We start from the raw sequence: 20,658 nt of genomic DNA on the forward strand, positions 1-20,658 counted from the left end.
TCCTTACAGACTCAGGAGCGCTGTCGTTTGTTGCGGCGCATGCGCATGAACTCGTCCAGCACTAACAAGGCAGCGCCGCAACTGATGGCGACGTCAGCAATATTGAAAGCCGGAAAGTAGGATTGATTCCAGTAGAACAGCAAAAAATCCACCACGTGGCCGTGCATCAGGCGATCGACCACGTTGCCAATGGCACCGCCCAGAATCAGGCTAAGTGACAGGCAAAACAAGGGCTGTTTGGCCGAGCGGCGCAGCATGGTCACGATAAAGACGGTCGCGACAGCGGCAATGCCGACAAAGAACCAGCGTTGCCAACCCTGGCCACCGGCCAGGAAGCTGAAAGCGGCGCCGGGATTGTAGACCAGGGTGAAATCAAAAAAGGGCAGGATATTCCAACGTTCCTGATAGAACAGGTTGGTGTCGAAATACTGTTTGGTCCATTGGTCCAGACCGACAATAAAGGCGGCCAGACCAATCCAGGCCCAGAACTGCCGCGAGGGCAGTCGGGCCTGGCCGGGAGAAGGGGCCATGTCCTTATCAGGCATGGTGACGCACTTCGCCTTGGCCAAACAGATTGTCCTCGCAACGACCACATAGGGTGGGGTGCGCGGCGCTCTGGCCCACATCTGGGCGGTGGTGCCAGCAACGCTCGCACTTGGCCTGTTCGGTAGGCGTAACGTCGATGCGCACATCGCCTTCGCCAGCGTGCACGTCGGCACGCGAGACGATCAGCATGAAGCGCAGATCTTCGCCCAGGGACTGCAGGAATTCCAGATCCTGGCCCTTGGCGTAGATGTCGATCTCGGCAGCCAGGGACGAACCGATGGCGCCGGTGCTACGGACATCTTCAATGCGGCGCATCACGTCGGCACGGATGGCGCGCAAGCGTTGCCACTTGGCGCTCAGTGCCGACTGTTCGCCTTGCTCGGGCAGGGTATGGAACAGTTCAGTGAAGATGGTACCGCTAGGAACCGAACCTCCGTGCATGTCGCGCCAGGCTTCTTCTGCCGTGAAGGACAGGATAGGAGCCATCAGCTTGAGCAGGGTCTGCGTCAGGTGATACAGCGCTGTTTGAGCCGAGCGACGAGGCAGGCCATCTTTGGCGGTGGTGTAGAGACGGTCTTTCAGAATATCCAGGTAGAACGCGCCCAGGTCTTCGGAGCAGAAGGTCTGCAAGCGAGCCACGATGGGGTGGAACTCGTAGCGCTTGTAGTTCTCCAGCAACTCGGCCTGCATGTCGGCGGTCATTTGCAGGGCGTAGCGGTCGATCTCGGTCAGTTGATCAACAGGTACAGCATGTTGGGTGACGTCGAAGTCGGCCAGGTTGCCCAGCAGGAACTTCAAGGTATTGCGGATACGGCGGTAGCCTTCCACAACACGCTTCAGAATTTCGTCGGAGATGGACAGCTCGCCCGAGTAATCAGTAGAGGCGGCCCACAGGCGCATGATCTCGGCACCCATCTTGTCGGCAATTTCTTGCGGCTTGATGATGTTGCCTAGCGATTTGCTCATCTTGCGGCCATTGCCGTCCACCACGAAGCCGTGGGTCAGCAGGGCTTTGTAGGGTGCGCGGCCATACAGCATGCAGCCAGTCAGCAGAGACGAGTGGAACCAGCCACGGTGCTGGTCCGAGCCTTCCAGGTACAGGTCGGCAGGCCATTGCAGTTTGTCAGCGTGCGAGCCGTGGGTAGTGTGATCCTTGCCGCCCAGCACGGTGGCGTGCGTGGTACCCGAGTCAAACCATACGTCCAGTGTGTCGCGGTTTTTCTCGTACAGATCGGCCTCGTCACCCAGCAGGTCGCGTGGGTCCAGGTTTTGCCAGGCTTCGATACCGCTCTTTTCGATGCGCTCGGCCACTTGCTCCATCAGCTCGGGCGTGCGGGGATGCAGTTCGCCGGTTTCCTTGTGCACAAAGAAAGCCATGGGCACACCCCATTGACGCTGACGCGACAAGGTCCAGTCAGGGCGGTTGGCGATCATGGCGTGCAGGCGGGCACGACCCCAGGAGGGGTAGAACTCGGTGTTATCAATGGCTTCCAGCGCCATTTCACGCAAGGTACGACCGCTGCTGTTTTCCTTGTCCATGCCGGCAAACCATTGGCTGGTGGCACGGTAGATGATGGGCGTCTTGTGACGCCAGCAGTGCATGTAGCTGTGCGGGTGCTGTTCGGTTTTCAGCAAGGTGCCGGCGTTCTGCAGGGCTTCCACGATTTGCGGGTTGGCCTTCCAGATCATCTGGCCGCCAAACAGGGGCAGATTCTCGGCGTAATGCCCATTGCCCATCACGGGCGTGAGCATATCGTCGTCCTTCATGCCGTGGGCTTTGCAGGAGATAAAGTCTTCAATACCGTAGGCAGGGGCGGAGTGCACCACACCGGTACCGCTGTCCAGGGTGACGTAGTCGCCCAGATACACAGGGGAGCGGCGTTGGTAGCCTGCGTCCACGTGGGCCAGAGGGTGATTGAATTCGATCAGGTTCAGGGCTTCACCAGTGGCGGTGGCTACAACCTGGCCGCTCAGGCCCCATTGTTCCAGGCAGGACTTCACCAGATCTTCGGCCACGATCAGCATGGAGCCGGTAGCACGTGGGCTGTCCAGTTTGACCAGAGCGTAGCTGATTTCAGGGTGTACGTTCAGCGCCTGGTTGGCAGGAATGGTCCAGGGGGTGGTGGTCCAGATGACGATGGCGCCATCGTCCACGCTGTCCACGCCAAAGGCGGCAGCCAGCTTGTCTTTTTGCGCGAAGGGGAAGGCCACGTGCACGGACGGGTCGGTGCGATCCGCGTATTCAACCTCGGCTTCTGCCAGGGCGGAACCACAGTCAAAACACCAGTTCACGGGTTTCAGGCCACGGAACACAAACCCTTTTTGCATGATCTTGGACAGCACGCGCAGCTCGTCGGCTTCGTTGCTGAAGTTCATGGTCAGGTAAGGCAGGTCCCAGTCGGCCAGCACGCCCAGACGCTTGAAGTCCTTGCGTTGGCTGTCGATCTGTTCCAGAGCGTAGGCGCGCGCCTTGGCCTGAACTTCAGCCACAGGCAGGTTCTTGCCGTATTTCTTTTCGATCTGGACTTCAATGGGCATGCCGTGGCAGTCCCAGCCGGGCACGTACTGCGCGTCAAAGCCGGCCATATTGCGGCTTTTGACAATGATGTCTTTCAGAACCTTGTTGACCGCGTGACCAATGTGAATGTCGCCGTTCGCATAGGGAGGGCCGTCGTGCAAAATAAATTTGGGACGACCGGCACTGGCTTGCCGAATTGCTGCATAGACTTTGTTTTCTTCCCACTGGCTAATCCAGCCCGGCTCACGTTTGGCGAGGTCACCACGCATGGGAAAGGGAGTGTCGGGCAAATTGAGAGAGTTTTTATAGTCCATTTGAAGCAAAGTAGTCGCGAGCGCGTTGTGCATCGTTGTCGATGGCGGCGATCATTGTGATGAGGTCCGGGAATTTTTCTTCGTCCCTGACAAATTCCAGAAATTCTATACGGGCAAGTTTACCGTAAGCATCCAGGCGTTGGTCCAGTAAATGCACCTCTAACAGCAGCCGTCCCTGGTCGATGACGGTTGGGCGTACCCCCAAGGAGGCAATGCCGGGCAGAGCCTGTCCGGTCAGTCCGTGAACCCGGACCACGTACACGCCGGAGCGGGCGGCACAGTGTTCGGGAACGCGCACGTTCAAGGTCGGGTAGCCAATGTCCCGGCCCAGCTTCTGGCCATGAATGACATGACCACTAATATGAAAGGGTTTGCCCAGCAGAGCACGGGCGCGGTCCAGTTGGCCCACGGCCAGGGCGGTGCGCACTTCTGAGCTGGAGATGCGGCGGCCATCGGCATCGGCCACATCGTGCAGGGTCTCGACGCTAAAGCCATGGCGTTTGCCCGCTTGGCGCAACATTTCAATGTCGCCGGCACGTTTGTGGCCGTAGCGGAAATCCTCGCCCACCAGCAACCAGCCGGTGTTCAGGCCCTGGACCAGAATCTCGTCAATGAAGGTGGCGGCCGACATATCGGCCATGGCCTGATTGAAGCGGGCCAGATAAATTTGTTCAATGCCGCATTGGTGCAGGGCTTCGACCTTGTCGCGCAGGCCGCTGATCTGCGTGGGGATCAGTTCGGGCCGTTGGCCACGCTGCGCAAAAAAGGCACGCGGGTGGGGCGTAAAGGTCATCACACAGGAGCTCAGGTCCTGCTGGCGCGCCACTTCATTGACGCGGTGCAAGATGGCCTGATGGCCCAGATGGACCCCGTCAAAATTGCCAATGGTGACAGCGCTGCGGGCCGTGCTGTTGCGCCGTGGCAGAGAGCGATAGAGTTTTAGATCAGATTTCACAAGCGAGAGTTTACAATTTTGGATTCGTTATTTCTCGGGAAACAGGATTTTGACCGATTCCACCCTACCTTGTCGCCTTGTTGTGCTTATTTCAGGCCGGGGCTCCAACTTGCAGGCCATTGGCGAACTGATCAAGACAGCGGGCTTAAATGGCCGTATTGAGGCGGTCATCTCTAACAAGGGCGATGCGCCCGGACTGGAATGGGCGCAGCGTCAAGGGCTGCCTACCGAGACGGTTTCGCATCGCGAATTTGCAACACGTGAAGCCTTTGATCAGGCTTTGGCACGCGTGATTGACCGCTACCAGCCAGATTATGTTCTACTTGCGGGATTCATGCGCATCCTGAGCACCGATTTTGTTCAGCACTATGCAGGCAAGCTCATCAATATACACCCATCCTTGCTTCCTAGCTTTCCCGGTTTGAATACCCATCAACAGGCACTTGACGCGGGCGTGCAGTTTCATGGCTGCTCGGTGCACTTTGTGACCCCTGTGCTCGATGATGGTCCCATCCTTGCCCAAAGTATCGTGCCCGTCCTGCACGACGATGATGCACAAACCCTGGCAGAGCGCGTTTTGGCAACCGAACACCACGTCTATACCCAGGCCGTCCGCTGGCTGATCGAGGGGCGAGTGCGTTTACAGGCTGATGGCCGTGTCGAGGTTGCCGGACTTGCGCATCGCGGCTTTTATTTTCCCGCCTGATTGAGCGGGCTATTTGGAATTTTTGAATATTCATGTCTGATCACCAACAATCCCGCGGCCGCTCGGACCGCAAGCGCCCGTCCTCGTCTACCCAACGTAACGAGTCCGGAGCGCGTGGTCGCCCTTATGCAGCACGCCGCGACAAGCCCTCGGGTCCACCCGAGCCGGGAGCGATGGCACAGCGCCGTCTGGAGCAGGTCTCCAGCGCCCTGGGTGAAGTTTTGCAGTGGAAGCACCCCGCCGACCTGGCCTTGACACGCTGGGCGCGTACCCGCCCCAAAATGGGCTCGCGTGACCGTGCCGAGATTCGCGAAGCTGTGTTCGATGTGCTGCGCCACTTGCGTCAGTACCGTAACTGGGCGGAAAGCGGCGTAGGCCCATCCACCCGTCGTCTGGCCATTCTGGGCCTGTCTACCGCAATCGGTCAGGAATCCCTGTCTTTGGGGTTGACGGAAGAAGAGCGCCAGTGGCTGGGCCATATCCGTGCCCTGAACGTGGACGGTCTGCCGGTTGGCGTACGCCTGAGTCTGCCCGAGTGGCTGGAAGAGCGTCTGAAAGAGATCCCGGATTCCTACAAGCTGATGGCCGCCATGAACGAGCAGGCCTTGCTGGATCTGCGCGTCAACCCCATGAAAGCCGAGCGCGATACGGTATTGCGCCAGTTGCAAAATGGCCCCATGGCCCGCTTCAAACCGGTTGCCATGCCGTTTTCACCCTGGGGTATCCGTATTGAAGGCCGCCCATCTGTCGCAGTATGGCCACAGTATGAGAAAGGCGAGCTGGAAATTCAGGAAGAGGGCAGCCAATTGCTGACCGCCTTGCTGGAGCCTCGTCGTGGCGAGATGGTTATTGACTACTGCGCTGGTGCCGGCGGCAAGTCCTTGCTGCTGGGCGCCTTGATGCGCTCTACAGGCCGTTTGTACGCCTTTGACGTATCGGCAAGCCGTTTGAACAAGGCCAAGCCGCGCTTTGCACGTGCCGGCCTGTCCAATGTGGTGCCTGTTGTCATACAGGAATCGGGCGACCAGCGTGTTCGCCGCCTGCATGGCAAGGCACAGCGTGTATTGGTGGACGCGCCTTGCAGCGGATTGGGAACTTTACGTCGAAATCCTGATCTTAAGTGGCGTCAACACCCACAAGCTCTGGAGCAGTACACTCAGATGCAGGCCGACATTCTGGAGCAGGCTGCGGCGTGTGTCGCACCAGGAGGTCGTTTGGTTTATGCAACATGTAGCTTTTTACCCGAAGAAAACGAGCAACAAGTGCAGGCATTCTTGGACAAACACCCCGAGTTCCGACTGCTGGATGCCCGGGAAATCTTGAAGGACAAATGTCCAGCCCTTGCGCTAGAGGGGCCTTATTTGAATCTGCGCACGGACCGTCACCAGACAGACTGTTTCTTTGGTGCGGCACTTGAACGAATCACGGAAAGTGCTTGATTTAAAGCAAGTTCGTCCTTAAATAATGTTATTGTTAACTGGTTAGGTGGGCTACACTTTTCCGGTTTCCCTTAACAAAGATCAGGTCTAAAAGGGTCTATGCAATCGTTTCTTTCTTTTCTTGCTGACGGATGGCTGCAACTGTCTTGGTGGCAGCTTACTCTTGTCATTCTGGCGGTGACTCATGTCACTATTGTGTCAGTTACCGTATTTCTTCACCGTAGTCAGGCGCACCGCGGGCTAGACCTGCACCCGGCGCTGATGCATTTCTTCCGTTTCTGGCTCTGGATGACCACCGGTATGGTCACCAAAGAATGGGTTGCGATTCACCGCAAGCACCACGCCAAATGTGAACGCGAAGGCGATCCCCATTCCCCCGTGGTCTTTGGTCTGGGCCAGGTGTTCTTCCGTGGTGCAGAACTGTACCGCCAGGAAGCCACTAACCCCGAAACTTTGAAGCGTTTCGGTCACGGTACTCCCGATGACTGGCTCGAGCGCAACCTGTACACCAAGTACAGCATGTTGGGTATTACCATCATGCTGGGTATTGATCTGTTCCTGTTCGGTCTGCTGGGCCTGACGGTCTGGGCTATCCAGATGGCCTGGATTCCTTTCTGGGCCGCCGGTGTGGTCAACGGTCTGGGTCATGCGATCGGTTACCGCAACTTTGCCAGCCCTGATACCAGCACCAACGTATTCCCTTGGGGCATCATCATTGGTGGTGAGGAGCTGCACAACAACCACCACGCTTACGGTACGTCCGCCAAGTTCTCCAGCAAATGGTACGAATTTGACTTGGGCTGGTGCTATATCTCGGTGTTCAAGGCATTGGGTCTGGCCAAGGTCAAGAAGGTTGCTCCCAAGCTGCGTCTGGAACCTAGTGTGCCTTCTAATGCCCCAATCGACGGCATCAGTTTGGCAACCTTGCAAGGCGTCATTACGCACCGCTACGAAATTCTGGCCCGCTATGCGGACATCATCAAAACCACGGCTTCGGAAGAAATTGCTCGTTTGAAGCCACAGGTGAACAAAGACAACCCAAATTGCTCCTGGTCCCTGTTGGAGAGCTGCAACGACTGGATTGGCCGTGGCGACGACGTTCTGGCTCCCGAGCAGCGTGCTGAACTGGAAACCGTGGCGGCTGGCGATTCCCGCCTGTCCATTCTGGTTCGCATGCAGCGTGAACTGGCCGGTATCTGGGAAAGTTCCAGCGCCTCCAGCGAGCAGTTGCTGTCTGACCTGCGCACCTGGTGCCAGCGCGCTCAGCAAAGTGGTATTGAAAGTCTTGAGCAGTTCGCCTTGCGTCTGCGCCGCTACGCGGCATGATGGATCGCTTAAACCCGGAACAGCGAGCCGCCGTTACTCTCCCCTCTGGCCATGCCCTGGTGCTGGCCGGAGCGGGTAGCGGAAAAACCAGTGTCCTGACCTCCCGAATGGCCTGGTTAATCCAGACTGGGCAGGTCAGCCCTCACGGACTGGCCGCTGTTACCTTCACCAACAAAGCCGCGCGCGAAATGCTGACGCGGCTTACTTCTTTATTGCCTATCGATACTCGCGGAATGTGGGTCGGGACCTTTCACGGCCTGTGTAATCGCTTGCTGCGCATGCATTACCGCGATGCCGGTCTGGTACAGACGTTCCAGATTCTGGATACGGCAGATCAGTTGGCCTCCATCAAGCGCATGGTCAAGGCCAACAATGTGGATGATGAGAAATTTCCGCCCAAGGAAATTCAGAAGTTCATCAACGCCTGTAAAGAAGACGGCCAACGTCCTGGCGACCTGGAAGCTCATGACCCTCACCGCCGCCGCCTGATCGAGCTTTACCAGCTTTATCAAGAGCAGTGCGAACGTGAAGGTGTGGTGGACTTTGGCGAGCTACTGCTGCGCGCTTACGAGCTGCTGTCTCGCAATGCACCAATCCGCGAGCATTATCAGCGCCGCTTCAAACACATTCTGGTGGACGAGTTCCAGGACACCAACGTGCTGCAGTATCGCTGGTTGCGTCTTTTGGCCGGTGATCAGGCCTGCATGTTTGCCGTGGGCGACGATGACCAGTCGATCTATGCTTTCCGTGGCGCGAACGTGGGCAATATGGCCGACTTCGAGCGCGACTATGCCCGTGGCAATGTGATCCGCCTGGAGCAGAATTATCGTTCCTGCGGTCATATTCTGGATTCCGCCAACGCGCTGATCGAGAACAATAGTGGTCGCCTGGGCAAGAATCTGTGGACCGATAGCGGCGAAGGCGAGCTGGTACGCATCAGCGAACTGGCTTCGGATGCCCTGGAAGCACAGTGGATTGTGGATGAAGTCCGCGCCCTGATTGCTGAAGGCAAGCCACGTCGTGAAATTGCCATTCTGTATCGCAGCAACGCCCAGTCCCGAGTGATTGAGCACAGGCTGTTTTCCCAAGGTTTGCCCTACAAAGTGTATGGCGGCCACCGTTTCTTCGAGCGTCAGGAAATCAAGCACGTGCTGGCTTACTTGCGCCTGATGGATAACGCGGATGATGACACCGCTTTTCTGCGCGTCGTGAATTTCCCGACTCGCGGAATTGGTGCCCGTTCGGTAGAGCAACTGGCCGATTTGGCGCGCGAGCGCGGTACCAGTTTGCTGCGTGCCATCCCTTATCTGCAAGGACGTGCGGCTGCCAGCTTGATGCGTTTCTCGAACCTGATTCAGGATATGGCCAGCCAGGCGCAGATCTTGTCTTTGCCCGAGCTGATTGAACACGTTGTTCACGACAGTACCTTGCTGGCCCATTATCAGGCCGACCGCGAAGGTGCCGAGCGGCTGGAAAACTTGCAGGAATTGGTCAACGCGGCTACGGTTTTTGTGGGTGAAGAAGGCTTTGCCGAGCTGCCTGCAGGTCGAGTGCCTGAAGCCGTGGCGGGCGAGTCCGAGCAGGCCATGCAAAATCCAGATCAGCCGGCTGCCTCTGTGCTGGCCCCCATGTCGCCGTTGGGCTCCTTCCTGACCCATGCTTCTTTGGAAGCAGGGGACAATCAGGCCCAGGCAGGCCAGGATGCCATTCAACTGATGACGATCCATGCCGCCAAAGGTCTGGAGTTCGATGCGGTTTTCATTACTGGCCTGGAAGAGGGGTTGTTCCCGCATGAGAACAGCTTGTTCGATCCGGGCGGTATCGAGGAAGAGCGTCGCTTGATGTACGTGGCGATTACGCGGGCGCGTCAGCGTCTATACATCACCTTGGCGCAAAGCCGCATGTTGCACGGCCAGACGCGTTACGCCATGCGTTCGCGCTTTCTGGAAGAGTTGCCGGAGCAACATATCAAGTGGTTGTCGGCCCGCTACACTAGCCCGCCCATGCAATCCGAGGCTAGCTCGGGGGCATTTCGTCGCGGTCAAAGCTGGGAGTCCAAAGACAAGAGCTATTCGGCCCAGCCTTACGGCGGTCGTAGCCACACCAGTGTGCTGGAAGTGAATGGGCAGACGTTCCGTGTGGGGCAGGGAGTGCATCACAACCGTTTTGGTGACGGCACCATCGTTAATCTGACGGGGCAGGGTGACGACGCCCAGGCCTTGATTCAGTTCCGTGAAGTTGGTAGCAAGACTCTGGCCTTGGCCATTGCCAAGCTGGATCCTGTTAGCTGAAGACGAAACAAAGACTGAGTCAATCAATTGCAGTTTGAAGGCCCCCGGGACCCCCCGGGGGCTTTTTTTATGGTCTGCCCAATGCCGTGGGAAGTTTTAGACGGCTGCAGTTTTTCTTACGCGTCTTCTTTCACACTGTCTATTTTTTGTAGTCCGTCTTGCCTGTCGCTGCCACCTTTCAAGAAAAAACGACGCCTGATTTCACCGTTCAGGCAAAAGGCGATCTTGCATGGAAACCGCATGTTTAATCAGGCGTTCTTGTTTTCAGGATTTGTCGCTAAACCTCTATATGAGCGTTATATATAAGGGTTATGGATTCTAGTTATAAAGATGGTGCCGCCATAAAATCGAAGCCTAAATTAATTACAAATACCAAATACACATGGAGGCGATCATGGAACCTAGCAATCTTTCACGCCGGCGCATGCTGTTGTCCACGGGCGGGATGATGGCCCTGGCCGGAACGGCAAGCCTGACTCCCTTGTCAGCCGCACTGGCGCAGGAAAAGGCAAAAACGCAGGCTAAAGCCTTGCCCGCCTATGCATCTTGGAAACATGCCGACAGCTTGATCGTGCACAGTGCCAATACCATTGAAACCAAGCGCAGCGCATTTGGTTCGGGGCTGATCACACCGTTGGACCGCTTGTTCGTACGCAATAACGTGACTCCCCCGTCTGAACAAATCGTGGCCGATCCGGACGCATGGGTACTGTCGATCAAGGGTGTCAAAAATCCTAAAGACATGACCGTAGCCGAGCTGAAACGATTGGGCTTGGTGGCTGTGCCTATGGTGCTGCAGTGCTCGGGCAATGGCCGTGCCTTTTTCCCCGAGAAACCCAGCGGTACACAGTGGACGGTTGGCGCAGCAGGCTGTGTGGTCTTTACCGGCGTGCCGATCAAGGCTGTGCTGGAGGCTGTCGGTGGGATGGACGAGGGTGCCAAGTACATGACAGGGCAAGGTGGCGAGGAAATTCCTCAGGGACTGGACCCGAACACCATCATGGTGGAGCGTTCGCTTCCTTTGGATGCCATTGATGACGCGATTCTGGCCTGGGAAATTAATGGCCAGCCTATCCCATTGGCTCACGGTGGTCCCTTGCGCTTAGTTGTGCCTGGTTACACCGGCGTCAACAACGTCAAGTACATCAAGCAGTTGGCGTTTACCAAGGAACAGTCTGCCGCCAACATTCAGCAAAACAGCTATCGTCTGGCGCCGGTTGGTGAAAAATCCAACCCGAATCAGGAGTCGGTATGGGAAATGCCCGTCAAGTCCTGGGTGACCAGCCCTAGTGGTGAGCCTGGCGAAGAACTCAAGGCGGGCAAGGTACAGATTCAAGGCTTGGCTTTTGGGGGCATGTCGGCCGCCAAAGAGGTTGAGGTGTCCGTCGATGGTGGCAAGAACTGGGTGAAAGCAAGCTTTGTAGGCCCTGATCTGGGCAAATATGCGTGGCGCCAGTTCGTGGTGGGCGTGGATTTGAAACCTGGCAAGTATGAAATTACTAGTCGGGCGACCAGCGAAGCAGGCACGGTCCAGCCTGAAGAACGCGTACCTAATAACCGTGGCTATTTGAACAATAGCTGGCGTGACCACATGCTGGCTGTCACTGTTGTTTAAGTTTTGAATGTTGTATCCGCCCCGTCCGTTCGGGGCGGCTATGGAAGCGAATCATGAAGAAATATCTCGTTGCTGCAGTATCTGTCGTTGTTTTTAGTACCCAGGCTTATGCTCAGGAGCCAGGCAAGGAACTGTTTTTAACGGGCGCCAAGCCCATTGCCTGTGCGGTCTGTCATACCTTGGCTGACGCTGGTTCAGCCGGGGCAATCGGTCCGGATCTGGATGAGCTCAAGCCAGGCAAGGAGCAGATCCTGAAAGTCATGAAAGAAGGCATGGGTGCCATGCCGTCCTTTGCCCAGACCCTGAGTGACCAAGAGCGTGATGCTATCGCCACCTACGTCAGCTCTGTAGCGGGTCAATAAGTTATACCTGTAGTAGCCAGACGCTAGCCGCCTTACCCTTTCTTCTCCTGATCTGGAGGTAGAAATTCGGTAGGCGGCTTTTTGTTGGCGTTGTGATGCAGGATGCGGGCAGGGCGGCCCTTCTCATCCAGCCAGATCTGCCCAATGCCGGAGCCATTCCAGACGCGCTCCCCGTGTTTGCGCTGATTTGGCAGACGTGGACTGATGCTTAAGTCACGGCGTTGCGTAAACCAGTTCAGGGGGGATCGTGGAGAATAGAGCCAGCGATTCAGCCGATCCAGCCAGTTCAGCAAACTTTCCGGAAATTCGTTCTTGATGCCGCTGCTGGTGACTTGCCAGATATGTGGAATATGTTTGCTATGACGCACTTGTACATCGTAGACAAAGGAGTAGTGCACATCGCCGGACAAAATGACATAGTTACCGGGAGTGCGTGAATGTCTGAAGATGTTCAGCATGGTGTTGGCGGCACCTCGGTGGGCCATCCAGTTTTCTGCATCCACCGTCAGGGCAAAGCCCGCGTAGGTACAGATGCTTTGAATGACTTCGATCAGCTTGACGCCGAACATGGGCGTGGCAGACACAATGACTGCGGCACGCTCGTCCAGCAACTCGTGTTGCAGCTCGGTCAGGGACTCCCAGTCCATCAGTCCAGAAGGTCGGCTGGGTAGGCGGCGGTTATGCCAGCGGCGCGTGCGTGTATCCAGCACAATCAACGTAGGCTGGGTGCGCAGGACATAGTCCCACTGCCGAAACTCCAGCAGCTCCTTGATGATTGCATCCTGTGTCTGATGTTCAAGGCGTTGATGCTCATCGGGCGAGCGGGTCCAGGCGGTGACCGTGTCCAGTACAGACTCAAAGACCTCGGGGCGGTTACCCCAGGCCTGACATAATAGATAGGCGATCAGGGCATTGCCCACGATCTGCCGTGAAAAAGGATGGCCGTAGGCAACGCTTTCCCATTTGGCCGACAGATTCCAGTCATCAGTGATGTCATGGTCGTCAAAAATCATCAAGGTTTGCACGTGCGCCAACAAACGGGCTGCCTGGGGCAGATCCTGACGAAACCCCTGCAGAGCAGTGGCTTCACGCTCCCAACGTTGCTGATGTTTGGGTTCCAGGCAAGGGGGCGCTGGCTCGGCAATGATCTGCCAGGGGGTGGGGGACCAGACCAGCAAGTACATGGCAAAGACTTCAGCCAGTGTCACCAAGTGGTTGTGTGCGTTCGCGGTGGTGAAAATTGGTTTTTCTACCCCACCAAAAAAACGCTCACGCAGATCGTCGTTGGATTTGAACGCTGGCAGCAAATCCGCGCGCCGGTAATAGCTGGCGGGATGCTGGTAAAGGGCTTCGCTATCCGAGACGACAGCGCCTTCCAGATACTCTCCATACAAGCCTAAGCGCGCTATCAGAGAATGAATGGCCGCCAGCATGGGGCCTGCCACATCGTCGGCGTAGACTTGATCGCCGGACAGCATGAGCAAGGCGGGTCGGGCTTTGGCCTCGGTGATGTGTTCACTCAGGACCCTGTCGGCCTGCGCCAGGCCATCGCGTGAGGCGTGATGAGGTTTGCGGCAGGAGCCAAACATCAGATTATCAGCGCGGCTGGCCAATACAAAGTTGGGTTTGGTCTGATCTTGATGCAATAGATGTGGCGCCCAATCCGCAATCCCTTGTCCCGCTCCATGGCCGGCCGAGAGGATCAGATCGTAGTGCACCAGCGTGTCCAGGGGTAGCTCGGCAGTGAGTTCTATATCCAGGAAATGAATAAAGGCGTGTGTGCCAAGCGGCACGATGCGGCACTGATCCGCATCTAGGGAGATACGTTGAGCGGGGTGACCTTCTGGCTCCAGGATCAGATCCAGTGACAGGCTTGAACTGCCGACCAACCACAGGACTAAACGCTGGGAATCCAGGCGACGCAAAATAGGGCCAGCTAGTACTGGAGGCAAGTTCGATGAAAGTTGGGAGAGACTCAAACGGGTAACAGCCAGAATCAGAAAAGACAATGGACAGTGTAGAGTGTAGAAAGTTGCAGTGCCAGCTCTGTCTATCGGTACGCCTGCATTGCCGCTGCATGTGGAGATAAAGTGCTTAATGCGTGAAATACCAACAAGAAGGGTCGCCTGTCAAAAAGCGAGCCCTTCGTGTCCGGCTGATAAGCACTTGTCCGTGAGAGCATGCCGCTTAGCTGTTTTCCATTTCCGGCTTGGCTTGCAGAAACGCAGTCACTTGTGCGTCCAGATCGTCCTCATGCACCACACGTACCGGAAAGCCGAGTTTTTCGCTCAAGGGGGCGACAAAGGCATTCAGGGAAAAGGCCATCAAGGCATTGTCCACGACCACCAGGCTGGCGGCACAGGAAACGCTTAAACGGCTGCGGTTGTCCTTGATCCATTGCGAGAACGCCTCCTTGTCCGCACCTTCCTCTGCACCGGGCAGCTCGCGGGTCAGCAAGACAAAGCGTTGTCCTTGATTCAGCAAGGCTTCCAGTTCTGCTTTCCAGTTGGATGGAGAGCTGTTCGAGATCCAGATACGGGGGAATTCCTGTGTAGCAAGGTGCATGTGCGGGTCCTGAGTAAGCCGATTAATGATTCAAAGTGAATGCGCTGCTTTGTACCATTAATCCGCCTGCTCGGGCAGTTCTTTCGCCGTGTGTGCTTTATTCGCCGGAATAGTTGAAAGACTCCCTTGTGGGTCTGCTGTGCGCTTAGTGGGGCTGTGCCAACTTCGGGAAGAAGTGATCAGGACGCTGAGTTGTCGATTCAATTTTCGAGAGGAGCTTGGCTGATATGAGCTTGTTGCTGTTTAGCGGTCGGAATCGCCTTAGCTAAACGCAGGCAGTGAATGACGTACTGCAGCAAAACGCAGGACGTGGGGTGTCATAGCCAGGTTGCGAGTACCTGTGCCATAGCCCTGTCTCAGCCCCAAGGTGTCAGCAATCTCGTAAAGCCTCAATGCGTGTTTTACAGACCATCAAGAGCTAAAAAAGGCGCCAATCCTGGTGGATACGGCGCCTTCTTTTTCAGGAGTTCATGAGCAGAACGGAATTGATGGGCCTAAACCTGCCGCCCAATTTCTTCCATCGCTTCCTGAATTTCCAGCCATTCTTCTTCCAGCGTTTGATGTGTTTTGGTGAGTTCACCATGCTCAGTCATCAAGGCGGGCCGTTGGTCTTTGTAGCTGTCCGAATAAAAGTCGGGGTCCTGCATCAAGGTATCCAGCTCCTGCAAACGTAGCTGAGCTTTCTCCATGGCCGACTCCACTTTCTTCAAGCGGCTTTCCAGGGGCTTGCGTTGCTGGGCCTGACGTTGGCGCAGCTCGGCTTCCTGACGGCGTTGCGTCTTGCGGTCTGTGCCTTCATTGCCCGTATCAGCACGCGCTTCCTGGCGAGCTTCCGAGCGTGATTGTGCGCTGCGGGCCAGTAGCCAGTCGCGGTAGTCTTCCAGGTCGCCGTCAAACTCCTGAACCTGACCATCGGCCACGATCCAGAACGAATCAACGGTAGAACGCAGCAAGTGGCGATCGTGAGATACCAGCAGTACGCTGCCACCGTAGTCAGCCAAAGCAGCCGCCAGGGCTTCGCGGGTATCCACGTCCAAGTGGTTGGTTGGTTCGTCCAGCAAGAGCAGATTGGGCTTTTGCCAGACAATCAGGGATAGGGCCAGACGCGCCTTTTCACCCCCGGAGAAGGGGGCAGTCAGGCTGGTGACCATATCACCGCTAAAACCGAAAGAGCCCAGGTAATTGCGCAGTTCCTGCTCGCGCACATCCGGAGCCAGACGCGCCAGATGTTGCAGGGGTGTGGAGTCCGGGTCAATGGAGTCCAACTGGTGCTGGGCAAAGTAGCCAATTACCAGGCCCTTGGATTCCAGGCGTTCGCCCTTGATAGGTTCCAGCTTGCCAGCCAGGGTTTTGACCAGCGTGGATTTACCTGCGCCGTTCATCCCCAAAATCCCCACACGGGCACCACCGCGCACCATCAGACGGACCTGGCTCAAAATCGCTTTGTCCTGACCGGGGTAACCCAGATCGGCCTGATCCAATGTCAGCAAGGGATCGGGGGTGTACTCGGGCGAGGGCAGGCGAATGGAAACGCTTGAGTCGTCGCGCAAGAGCGTTACGGTCTGCATGCGGGCCAAAGCCTTGACGCGGCTTTGTGCCTGCTTGGCCTTGGTGGCCTGGGCCTTGAAGCGGTCAATAAAACTTTGCAGACGCGCGGCTTCACGGGTTTGGCGCTCGTAGGCGATCTGGCTTTGTTGGACGCGCTCGGCACGTTGCACCAGAAAGTCGTTGTAGCCGCCTTTGTAGCGAACCAACTTTCCTTGGTCTACGTGCAGAATCGAACGGGCCACCGCATCGAGAAACTCGGTGTCGTGCGAAATCAGCAGGACCGTGCCGGGGTAGGAACCCAACCAGCGCTCCAGCCAGAGCATGGCGTCCAAGTCCAGGTGGTTGGTGGGTTCGTCCAGCAAGAGCAGGTCAGAAGGGGCCATCAGGGCGCGGGCCAGGGACAGGCGCATTTGCCAGCCACCGGAGAACTCGCGCACGGGCAGCATCCACTGATCGGGGCGGAAACCCAGGCCGGCCAACAGTTGCTCGGCACGCGAAGGGGCGGACCAGGCATCGGCTTCGATCAGGGCGTTTTCCAGCTCGGCAATGGCCTGGCCATCGCTATCGGGCGTGTTGGCGCGTTTTTCCTGCAAGGCACGCAGACGCTCGTCGCCGTCGATAACAAATTCGCGGGCAGGGCGGTCACGATCTGGAATGGTTTGGCGTACACTGGCCACTTCCCAGACTTCGGGGATGCTCAGGTCACCCCCGTCCAGATCCAGCTCGCCTTGCAGCAGAGCAAACAGCGAGGACTTGCCCGCACCGTTCTTGCCCACAATGCCCAGGCGCTCACCCGGATTGACGATAAAATCCGCATTGTCCAGCAGGACTTTGACGCCGCGACGCAGCGTAATTCCAGTTGCGCGTATCACAGAGCCAGTTGCTCCCGGCTTAACAAGAGCACCTGGTCTTCAGCGGTTTCCGTACTTAGCCAGATAGGCTCCAGCTCCGGGAAAGCGGCGATGAAATTGTCGTACTCATTGCCAATTTCTAATACCAGTACGCCTTCAGGCGACAGGAAATTGGGGGCTGCTTCCAGAATGCGACGTACCAGGTCCATGCCGTCGTCACCGCCAGCCAAAGCCAGTTGTGGCTCGTGCTGGTATTCCTGGGGCAGGTTCTGCATGGACTGCTCATTTACATACGGTGGGTTGCAAATGATCAGGTCGTAGGCGGTTTGTGGCAATTGATCCAGCAGATCGCTCTTGTATAGGCTCATGCGATCGTTCAGCTCAAAAGCATCGATATTCGACTGCGCCACTTCTAGCGCGGCATCGGACAGATCCACCGCATCGACTTGCGCTTGTGGGAAAGCCAGCGCCGTCAAAATAGCCAGGCAGCCTGAGCCGGTACACAAATCCAAGGCGTTGTAGATGGCGTCTGGGTCGGCAATCCAGGGCTGGAGCTGCTCTGCCAGCAATTCCGCGATCGGAGAGCGCGGCACGATGGTGTCGGTGGTGACGCGGAAGCGATGGCCTTGCAGCCAGGCTTCGCCGGTCAGGTAGGCGGCGGGCACGCGCTCGTTGCAGCGGCGGGCAACCAGAGCCAGATAGGCGGCGCGCTCGGACTCCAGCATGATGGCGTCCAGATACGGGTCCAGCGTGTCCAGTGGCAGATGCAGGGTGTGCAGCAGCAGGTAGGCGGCCTCGTCCCAGGCATTGTCACTGCCGTGGCCAAAGGCCAACTGACAGCGGTTGAACTGGCTGACAGACCAGCGCAACACGTCGCGCACGGTGCGCAGTTCCTGCTGGGCTTGAAGCAGGGAGGAATGATCGATGCAAGGGCTTAACAAAGCAGGGATTCCAATGTACGGCGATAAATGTTTTTAAGAGGCTCAAGGTCAGCAACCGCAACGTGCTCGTTGATTTGATGAATGCTGGCGTTGAGCGGGCCAAATTCGACCACTTGAGGGCAGATTTTAGCGATAAAGCGACCATCGGAGGTGCCGCCTGTCGTGGACAGATCGGTTTGTACGCCGGTTTCGGTTTCGATGGCCTTGGCAAGGGCCTGGCTCAGCGGGCCAGCCTCGGTCAGGAAGGGCTCGCCACTTACTGTCCATTCCAGTTGGAAGTCCACACCATGACGGCGCAAAATGGACTCCACTTCGGCTTGTAGGCCGGCAGGGGTTTGCTCGGTGGAAAAACGGAAGTTGAAATGCACATCCAACTGACCGGGGATCACATTACCCGCGCCAGTACCGGCATGGATATTCGAGATCTGAAAGCTGGTAGGTGGGAAGTCGATATTGCCGGCGTCCCACATGCGGTCTGTCAGCTCGTGCAGCGCAGGCGCGAATATATGCAGTGGGTTGATCGCTAACTGCGGGTAGGCCACGTGGCCCTGGCGACCCTTTACGATCAGATGCCCGGACATGGAGCCACGACGGCCATTTTTAATGGTGTCACCCAGTTGGCGTGAACAAGTGGGTTCGCCCACAATGCAATAGTCCAGTTGTTCGCCACGTTCTTTCAGGACCCGGCAAACATGCACGGTGCCGTCGGTTGCCGGGCCTTCTTCATCCGAAGTCAGTAGCAGGGCAATCGAACCTTTGTGCTCAGGATGGGCCTGGGTAAATTCTTCAACTGCGTGGATGAAGGCCGCAATCGAGGCCTTCATATCCGCAGCGCCACGGCCATAGAGCTGTCCATCGCGCACGGTAGGTTCAAACGGGGGCGAGTCCCAGGCGGCTTCTGGCCCGGCAGGGACCACATCTGTGTGACCTGCAAAAATAAACAAGGGCGCTTCGGTGCCACGGCGGGCCCACAGGTTGGACACCGGCCCGCTGGGCAGATGTTCCAGGCTAAAGCCCGCTTGCTCCAGCCTGGCGCCCAGCCATTGCTGGCAGTGGGCGTCCTCGGGGGTCACCGAGGGGCGGGCAATCAGGGCTTTAAGGGTATCTAGTACGGAAAAGTCAGTGCTCATGTTCAGGCGCGAAGTAAATCATTAATACTGGTCTTGGCGCGGGTACGGGCATCCACACGCTTGACGATGATGGCGCAGGCCAGGCTGTACAGCCCATCGGCCGAAGGCAGGGAACCAGGGACCACCACCGAACCTGCAGGGACGCGGCCTTGATAAATCTTGCCCGTTTCGCGCTCGTAAATTTTGGTGCTCTGCGATAGGAACACGCCCATGGCCAGCACCGAGTTCTCTTCCACGATGACCCCTTCCACTACTTCGGAGCGGGCACCGATAAAGCAGTTGTCCTCAATGATAGTGGGGTTGGCCTGCAGAGGTTCTAATACCCCGCCAATACCGACGCCGCCCGATAGATGAACATGCTTGCCGATCTGGGCGCAGGAACCCACGGTGGCCCAGGTATCGACCATGGTGCCTTCACCGACATAAGCGCCGATGTTCACAAACGAGGGCATCAGCACGACATCCGGAGCGACGTAGGCACCTTGGCGCACCACCGCACCGGGGACGGCGCGAAAACCGGCCTGGGCAAAAGCGGCCTGATCATGCTGTTCGAACTTCAGTGGCACTTTGTCGTAGAAGGGAGCGGGCTCGCTGGCCATCACACGGTTCTCGTTGATCCTGAAGGACAGGAGGATCGCTTTCTTGACCCAGTCGTTGACCTGCCACTGTCCGTCGATTTTTTCCGCCACGCGCAGGGAGCCGTAATCCAGCTTTTCAATCACGGTGTGGATGGCCGTGCGCAGTTCAATGCTGTGTTCTTGGGGGCTGAGGGAAGCTCGTTGTTCCCACGCTGACTCGATCAGACTTTGGAGGTCGCTCATAGGCTAGGCTCTGTGAATGCAGGCCGTCATGGGCAGTACCGGAATAAAGGCGCATGATGCGCGGTTAACTACCGCAGCGGCCGTGCTTGAATGGAGGCAACAGAATAACCGAGTCTGCCCCATCCATGCACGGTTTTATGGCTTTCTTTGTCGCTTTTGAGAGCAGATGAGTGTGGGATGAGGGTGGGTGAAGGGGGACGGTTGTGGTTTCTGGACCAGGATTGAGCCGTGAAACCGTACGAGCAGCATGGCTGGACGTGCATGTTTGCGCTGTTTCTTTTTCTTTTAAGGCGGTTTTTCTGAATTCTTGTTTTTTGATAAAAATTTATTTTTTTTATATGACTATTTTTTTATTGTTTATTGCGTTTATTTTATTAAGTCGTCTACGTAATTAATTATTTCAAAATAATAAAAAATAAGCGCCAATTACTGTGGTGATCGTATGCAGTGTTCTTGATCAGGCTTGGCTTGGCGTTTGTGTCGGATTGTTTTCCAGCTTGAAAACTTCTGCTCTTCCTCTGTGAGCGCTAAGTAAAACGCGGTTGACCGTTTTCTCCCTAGGCATGTTTCCGTGTTGGTGTGAAGAAAAAGGGGTCGTCATTATGCTCAATAATTCAGTAGTGTTTTTTACATTTTTTAAAATTCATTCGATTTTTATCTGCCTAGAATGATTGTGCTGTTTTTGTTTTAGCCAGATTTTGCTCTTGTTTCTTCATTTTAATGGAGGGGT

Annotated in this window: 15 protein-coding genes; 6 read left to right on the plus strand and 9 right to left on the minus strand. The window is 56.6% G+C overall.

Annotated features, from left to right (window positions below; all coding sequences use genetic code 11):
• Window positions 1-11: 11 nt before the first annotated feature.
• From lspA to OKX01_RS07300, 3 genes are read right to left on the minus strand one after another with little or no spacing between them, the layout of a single operon-like run.
• A complete protein-coding gene (gene lspA, locus OKX01_RS07290; protein WP_094196395.1) occupies window positions 12-545 on the minus strand; it encodes a signal peptidase II in 534 nt (177 codons plus the stop codon).
• Window positions 538-3,378, minus strand: coding sequence for an isoleucine--tRNA ligase (gene ileS / locus OKX01_RS07295; protein WP_264672702.1), 2,841 nt, complete (start codon window positions 3,376-3,378; stop codon window positions 538-540). The genes lspA and ileS overlap by 8 nt, the downstream gene beginning before the upstream one ends.
• A complete protein-coding gene (locus OKX01_RS07300) occupies window positions 3,368-4,333 on the minus strand; it encodes a bifunctional riboflavin kinase/FAD synthetase (RefSeq protein WP_094196397.1) in 966 nt (321 codons plus the stop codon). Before OKX01_RS07300 ends, ileS begins: the two co-directional genes overlap by 11 nt.
• 49 nt (window positions 4,334-4,382) lie before the next feature.
• Between OKX01_RS07300 and purN the strand changes: the two genes are divergently transcribed.
• From purN to OKX01_RS07330, 6 genes are all read left to right on the plus strand, one after another.
• Window positions 4,383-5,039: a phosphoribosylglycinamide formyltransferase gene (purN, locus tag OKX01_RS07305; RefSeq protein ID WP_121738711.1), complete on the plus strand. Its 657-nt coding sequence runs from the start codon at window positions 4,383-4,385 to the stop codon at window positions 5,037-5,039.
• A 173-nt stretch (window positions 5,040-5,212) separates the two neighbouring features.
• Complete coding sequence (locus tag OKX01_RS07310) at window positions 5,213-6,478, plus strand: RsmB/NOP family class I SAM-dependent RNA methyltransferase (protein WP_230018809.1); 1,266 nt, start codon at window positions 5,213-5,215, stop codon at window positions 6,476-6,478.
• Between the two features lie 99 nt (window positions 6,479-6,577).
• Complete coding sequence (locus tag OKX01_RS07315; RefSeq protein WP_094196400.1) at window positions 6,578-7,804, plus strand: fatty acid desaturase; 1,227 nt, start codon at window positions 6,578-6,580, stop codon at window positions 7,802-7,804.
• Window positions 7,801-10,095: a UvrD-helicase domain-containing protein gene (locus OKX01_RS07320; RefSeq protein ID WP_094196401.1), complete on the plus strand. Its 2,295-nt coding sequence runs from the start codon at window positions 7,801-7,803 to the stop codon at window positions 10,093-10,095. Before OKX01_RS07315 ends, OKX01_RS07320 begins: the two co-directional genes overlap by 4 nt.
• Window positions 10,096-10,489: 394 nt before the next feature.
• Window positions 10,490-11,710, plus strand: coding sequence for a sulfite oxidase (locus OKX01_RS07325; RefSeq protein ID WP_094196402.1), 1,221 nt, complete (start codon window positions 10,490-10,492; stop codon window positions 11,708-11,710).
• 53 nt (window positions 11,711-11,763) lie between these two features.
• A complete protein-coding gene (locus tag OKX01_RS07330) occupies window positions 11,764-12,072 on the plus strand; it encodes a c-type cytochrome (RefSeq protein ID WP_094196403.1) in 309 nt (102 codons plus the stop codon).
• A gap of 32 nt (window positions 12,073-12,104) precedes the next feature.
• Here the strand turns inward: OKX01_RS07330 and OKX01_RS07335 are convergent, their stop codons facing one another.
• The 6 genes from OKX01_RS07335 to dapD form a co-directional block, all read right to left on the minus strand.
• On the minus strand, window positions 12,105-14,024 hold the full coding sequence (locus tag OKX01_RS07335; RefSeq protein ID WP_264672703.1) for an alkaline phosphatase D family protein: 1,920 nt from the start codon (window positions 14,022-14,024) through the stop codon (window positions 12,105-12,107).
• Between the two features lie 235 nt (window positions 14,025-14,259).
• On the minus strand, window positions 14,260-14,637 hold the full coding sequence (locus tag OKX01_RS07340; RefSeq protein ID WP_230018577.1) for a hypothetical protein: 378 nt from the start codon (window positions 14,635-14,637) through the stop codon (window positions 14,260-14,262).
• Window positions 14,638-15,131: 494 nt separating this feature from the next.
• Window positions 15,132-17,057 carry an ABC-F family ATP-binding cassette domain-containing protein gene (locus OKX01_RS07345; protein ID WP_094196405.1) on the minus strand — a complete coding sequence of 642 codons (1,926 nt, stop codon included), beginning with the start codon at window positions 17,055-17,057 and terminating at the stop codon, window positions 15,132-15,134.
• The gene (prmB, locus tag OKX01_RS07350) at window positions 17,054-17,977 is read right to left on the minus strand and encodes a 50S ribosomal protein L3 N(5)-glutamine methyltransferase (RefSeq protein ID WP_094196406.1); all 924 of its coding nucleotides are present in this window, start codon (window positions 17,975-17,977) and stop codon (window positions 17,054-17,056) included. Before prmB ends, OKX01_RS07345 begins: the two co-directional genes overlap by 4 nt.
• Window positions 17,971-19,107 (minus strand): succinyl-diaminopimelate desuccinylase, encoded by a 1,137-nt coding sequence (dapE, locus tag OKX01_RS07355; RefSeq protein ID WP_125277484.1) that lies wholly within the window; start codon window positions 19,105-19,107, stop codon window positions 17,971-17,973. Before dapE ends, prmB begins: the two co-directional genes overlap by 7 nt.
• Window positions 19,108-19,109: 2 nt before the next feature.
• Window positions 19,110-19,928, minus strand: coding sequence for a 2,3,4,5-tetrahydropyridine-2,6-dicarboxylate N-succinyltransferase (dapD, locus tag OKX01_RS07360; RefSeq protein WP_026482863.1), 819 nt, complete (start codon window positions 19,926-19,928; stop codon window positions 19,110-19,112).
• Window positions 19,929-20,658: the final 730 nt, after the last annotated feature.

The organism is Alcaligenes sp. SMD-FA (genome assembly GCF_025960365.1).
Lineage (GTDB): Bacteria > Pseudomonadota > Gammaproteobacteria > Burkholderiales > Burkholderiaceae_B > Alcaligenes > Alcaligenes aquatilis.